This is a genomic window from Desulfobacula sp. (assembly GCF_021107415.1).
This window is the reverse complement of record NZ_JAIOSW010000336.1, coordinates 1-4,319: the sequence shown is the minus strand read 5'-3', so window position 1 is coordinate 4,319 and position 4,319 is coordinate 1. Positions and strand designations below refer to the sequence as shown.

Genomic DNA, 4,319 nt, shown 5'->3' with positions numbered 1-4,319 from the left:
TAATGACCCCCCAGGGAACCCGGTTCAGTCAGGAAAAAGCCTTTGAACTTGCCTGCCGGAATAAGGGGCTTATTTTTGTCTGTGGCAGGTATGAAGGAATTGATGAACGGATATACACCACACTTGTTGATGAGGAAATTTCCATTGGGGATTATGTCATGACAGGTGGAGAACTGGCATCCATGGTTATCATTGATTCAATAGCCAGGTTAATCCCGGGTGTTCTGGGAAGTGGTGAGTCTGCAAAATCAGATTCATTTATTGATGACCGGCTTGAGTATGCACAATATACAAGACCTGTGGAATTTGAAGGGATAAAGGTTCCCGAGGTGTTATTGTCCGGGAACCATGAAAAAATCAGGCTGTGGAGAAAAAAATCTTCTCTTAAGCGAACATTTTTGAAACGAGTGGATCTTTTACATAAAAACAGACTGAATGCAGAAGAAAAAAAGATATTAAAGCAATGGTGTCAGGAGCTGGAAACCCTTGTTAGAGAGTAACCTTTACGTGGCATTGATCCATTTTCCTGTGATAAACAAAAAGGATCAGCCCATTGGATCAGCTCTGACAACCATAGATTTGCATGATATTGCAAGGGCATCCATCACTTTTGGTATCAGAGGGTTTTATGTCATAACCCCTTATGAAGACCAGGCAACGCTGGCCACACAAGTGATTGAACACTGGACAAAAGGAGTTGGCGGCAAGCTCAACCCGGACAGGAAAAAAGCGCTTGAGCTTATACGGGTGACTAAAACCTTTAAGGATACAGTCAACTCAATTGAACAGGAAAGAAAGCAACCGGTTGTGACCATTGCCACAAGTGCAAAAGAAACACCCGGTTCTTTGGAACCTGGTTCGATAACACCCGATTTAATAACAATTGGGGACTTAAGACAAAAGCTTGAAAACAAAGCTTCCCATGTCCTTGTTTTTGGAACAGCATGGGGGCTGGCAGATGAATTGATTGATACATGTGATTTTATTTTAGACCCGATTTATGGGACCACTGATTATAATCACCTTTCCGTCAGGTCTGCGGCATCAATATATTTAGACAGAATTAGAAATGGCAGATAGAATACAAAAAGGGAAGGACTTTAGGAGAAACAAATGACTAACATGATTGAAAAATTAGAAAAAGAACAGATGCGTCTTGATATCCCTGAATTTGATTCAGGTGACACTGTAAAAGTACACGTGAAAATCAGGGAAGGTGAAAAAGAGCGTATCCAGGTATTCCAGGGCATGGTAATTAAAAAAACCAAAGGATATGCCGGCGCCCGTTTTACAGTAAGAAAGATTTCCAGCGGTATTGGTGTTGAAAGAATTTTTCCACTTTTTTCCCCTGCCCTTGATAAAATTGAAATAGTAACAAAGGGTCGTGTCAGAAGATCCAAACTTTACTACCTTAGAAACCTTCGGGGTAAAGCAGCCAGGATTAAAGAAAAACGATTTGCTTAAAAAACCCCTTATTTTTAGGTTGTGCTGATGTGGCAATTTGAACACAAAGCAAAAACCCAAGGGTACAAGACTATAGCAGGTGTTGACGAGGCCGGCAGGGGACCCCTTGCCGGCCCTGTTGTGTCTGCTGCTGTCATTCTGCCGCAAGATTTTTCCTGTGCAGGGATTAATGATTCTAAAAAACTGTCGGAAAAAAAACGAAATGCCTTCTTTCCTGTGATCAAGGAACAGGCCATTTGTGTTGCCATTGGAATATCCTCGCACCTTGAGATTGATAAAATCAATATTCTTCAGGCATCCCTGCTTTCCATGAAGCGTGCCGTTGAAAATCTTTCAGGCCCGCCTGATTTTCTTCTCCCGGATTTCCTTCTTATTGACGGTAAATTCACCTTAGATATGACCATTGACCAGTCTGCACTTGTCAAAGGAGATTCAAGAAGTATTTCCATTGCTGCGGCATCCATTATTGCAAAGGTCACAAGGGACGCCATCATGGAAGAGCTTCATGAAAAATACCCCCGGTATAATTTTATCCAGCACAAGGGGTATCCCACCCACGCCCATAAAGAAGCGATTTTAAAATATGGCCCCTGCCCTGTTCACAGGCGCACCTTCAAGGGTGTAAAAGAGGTGGTCAATGAAGGATGACCGAAAAACTCTGGGACAACACGGTGAAACAGCAGCCATATCCTTTCTTCAAGCCCGGGGATTTACCATTCTTGAGACCAACTATCAAACAAAACTTGCAGAAATAGACATTATTGCCAAGGACAACGATTTTTTTTGTTTTATTGAAGTCAAAACCAGGCGCAGCCTTAAAAAAGGCCTGCCAAGAGAATCGGTTAATTATTCAAAACAAAAAAAGATCATTCTGGGTGCCACCTTTTATCTAAAAGAAAAAAAGCAGATAAATTCAAGAATTCGATTCGATGTGGTTGAAGTCCTTGAAAAAAATGGTAAATTTGACATTAATTTAATTAAAAATGCTTTTTCGACACATTAGAATTGGGCATTAGAACGGACCACTAAGATGGACCATCAGCATTCATCCGGAACTCTCTATATAGTTGCAACCCCTGTGGGAAACCTTGAAGACATTACCTTCAGAGCGGTTAAGATTTTAAAGCAAGTCGACCTGATTGCAGCTGAAGATACCCGGCATTCAAGAAAACTCCTTTCCCACTATGGCATCCAGACAAAGCTTATTTCCTGCCACGAGCACAACGAACTATCCAAAACACCAGGAATTATCATTCAATTAAAAAATGGCCTGGACGTTGCTCTTATCTCTGATGCCGGAACCCCGTCTATTTCAGATCCAGGATATAAACTCGTTACAGCCGTTGCCAAAGAAGAAATCAGCGTCATTCCCATTCCCGGATGCAGTGCTGCCATTGCAGGATTAAGTGTTTCAGGGCTTCCCACCGATTCTTTTCTATTTTTAGGTTTTTTACCTAAAAAACAGCAAAAAAAAAAACAGGCTCTTGAAGCTGTAAAAAATCAAACCCCGACCCTTATTTTTTATGAATCTCCAAGACGGATTAAACCCCTCATTAACAGCATGTTAAATCTCCTGGGGGACAGAAAGGCATGCCTTGCCAGGGAAATCACCAAACTCCATGAAGAATACATCCGGGGGAATCTGTCTGATATCCTTAAAACACTTGAAGAAAAAGAAAGTATTAAAGGGGAATGCTCCTTGTTTGTCCAGGGTCAGCTGGAAGAAAAAACCATAAATGAAAAAGAACTGAAAGAAATTATCCTTGCAAAACTTTCGACCACAGATCTCGGTACATCAGGTCTGGCAAAACAAATTTCAAAAGAATTCAACCTGTCAAAAAAACAGGTGTATGACATGATTCTTAAAATTTCATCTTGATTCCTGGTAGAAGGAGATGTACAATTCAATCGTACATTAACAATGTCGGAGGATAAAAAATGGAACGTGTCGCTGTCAGTGTATTTAGAGCTAATTTAGTTAGCTTTCTAAAGAGAGTTGAAAGAGGCGAAATCATCGCATTGACTTCAAGAGGACATGAAATTGCTAAAATTATTCCTCCTGACAATACAATAGAAAAAGCCAGGGATTCTCTAAAAAAACTGCGAAAAACGGCTTTTGTTGGTGATGTATTATCTCCTATTGATGATGAGTGGGAGGTGTTGCAGTGATTGTTGTTGATACTCATGTCATTCTCTGGGATGCCTTAAAACCTGAACTGCTTTCTAAAAATGCAAAGGATGCAATAAAACAGGCAAATGAAAAAAATGGAATGATTTTTTGTGAAATCTCGTTATGGGAAATAGCCATGCTGATCAAAAAAGCAAGGATATCTATTGATACATCATATCAAGATTTTATAAAATTGATATTTTCATCCAATAAATATCAGTTCCAGGGTATCACTCCAAAAATAGCTGAACTGTCAACTTTGCTTCCAAAAGAGGTAAACAATGATCCGGCTGATAGAATTATAGCCGCCACTTCGCTTATCTACAAGATTCCTTTGGTTACTGCAGATAGTAATTTATTAAATACCGACAGTATTAAAACAATCTGGTAGACAAATCAGATTATATTCCGAATCAGATTGTTAGTATTGTGTTAGAATCTTATTAGCTGGTTGAAAAACCGGACAAGAAGGTCTAAATATGGTTTCAAAATCAGGAATATATTAAAAGAGAAAAAATTATGGGTCTCCAATTGTGCTATATAATTGTCTGAATGCTGATCTTATTTGCAATATTTGATCTGATGGTCAGTGAGACCAATGCTGCGGTTAATTTTTTAATTTAATATATCGGCTCCAAGGCTGACCACTTTTTCATTATAATGACCGTTTCAAGTTTGTGTATCC

At 39.7% G+C, this 4,319-nt stretch carries 8 protein-coding genes; all 8 read left to right on the top strand.

Annotation, left to right across the window (positions count from 1 at the left end):
- The coding region (trmD, locus tag K8S13_RS17040; RefSeq protein WP_291464363.1) for a tRNA (guanosine(37)-N1)-methyltransferase TrmD at positions 1 to 500 on the top strand (500 nt) is incomplete at its 5' end.
- Complete coding sequence (locus K8S13_RS17035) at positions 487 to 1,080, top strand: RNA methyltransferase (protein WP_291464361.1); 594 nt, start codon at positions 487 to 489, stop codon at positions 1,078 to 1,080. The genes trmD and K8S13_RS17035, both read left to right, overlap by 14 nt.
- A gap of 33 nt (positions 1,081 to 1,113) precedes the next feature.
- Entirely contained in the window at positions 1,114 to 1,464 is a 351-nt protein-coding gene (gene rplS / locus K8S13_RS17030; RefSeq protein ID WP_291464359.1) for a 50S ribosomal protein L19, read from the top strand.
- A gap of 27 nt (positions 1,465 to 1,491) precedes the next feature.
- Positions 1,492 to 2,112: a ribonuclease HII gene (locus K8S13_RS17025; RefSeq protein WP_291464356.1), complete on the top strand. Its 621-nt coding sequence runs from the start codon at positions 1,492 to 1,494 to the stop codon at positions 2,110 to 2,112.
- The gene (locus K8S13_RS17020; protein WP_291464354.1) at positions 2,102 to 2,467 is read left to right on the top strand and encodes a YraN family protein; all 366 of its coding nucleotides are present in this window, start codon (positions 2,102 to 2,104) and stop codon (positions 2,465 to 2,467) included. The genes K8S13_RS17025 and K8S13_RS17020 overlap by 11 nt, the downstream gene beginning before the upstream one ends.
- Positions 2,468 to 2,494: 27 nt before the next feature.
- The gene (gene rsmI / locus K8S13_RS17015; RefSeq protein ID WP_291464353.1) at positions 2,495 to 3,343 is read left to right on the top strand and encodes a 16S rRNA (cytidine(1402)-2'-O)-methyltransferase; all 849 of its coding nucleotides are present in this window, start codon (positions 2,495 to 2,497) and stop codon (positions 3,341 to 3,343) included.
- Between the two features lie 59 nt (positions 3,344 to 3,402).
- Positions 3,403 to 3,633 (top strand): type II toxin-antitoxin system Phd/YefM family antitoxin, encoded by a 231-nt coding sequence (locus tag K8S13_RS17010; RefSeq protein WP_291464352.1) that lies wholly within the window; start codon positions 3,403 to 3,405, stop codon positions 3,631 to 3,633.
- Entirely contained in the window at positions 3,630 to 4,025 is a 396-nt protein-coding gene (locus tag K8S13_RS17005) for a type II toxin-antitoxin system VapC family toxin (RefSeq protein ID WP_291464350.1), read from the top strand. Before K8S13_RS17010 ends, K8S13_RS17005 begins: the two co-directional genes overlap by 4 nt.
- The last annotated feature ends 294 nt before the right edge of the window (positions 4,026 to 4,319 follow it).

Coding starts and splice junctions, on each gene's coding strand:
- rplS (WP_291464359.1), top strand. CDS start 1,114: ATGACTAACATGATTGAAAAATTAGAAAAAGAACAGATGCGTCTTGAT.
- K8S13_RS17025 (WP_291464356.1), top strand. CDS start 1,492: ATGTGGCAATTTGAACACAAAGCAAAAACCCAAGGGTACAAGACTATA.
- K8S13_RS17020 (WP_291464354.1), top strand. CDS start 2,102: ATGAAGGATGACCGAAAAACTCTGGGACAACACGGTGAAACAGCAGCC.
- rsmI (WP_291464353.1), top strand. CDS start 2,495: ATGGACCATCAGCATTCATCCGGAACTCTCTATATAGTTGCAACCCCT.
- K8S13_RS17010 (WP_291464352.1), top strand. CDS start 3,403: ATGGAACGTGTCGCTGTCAGTGTATTTAGAGCTAATTTAGTTAGCTTT.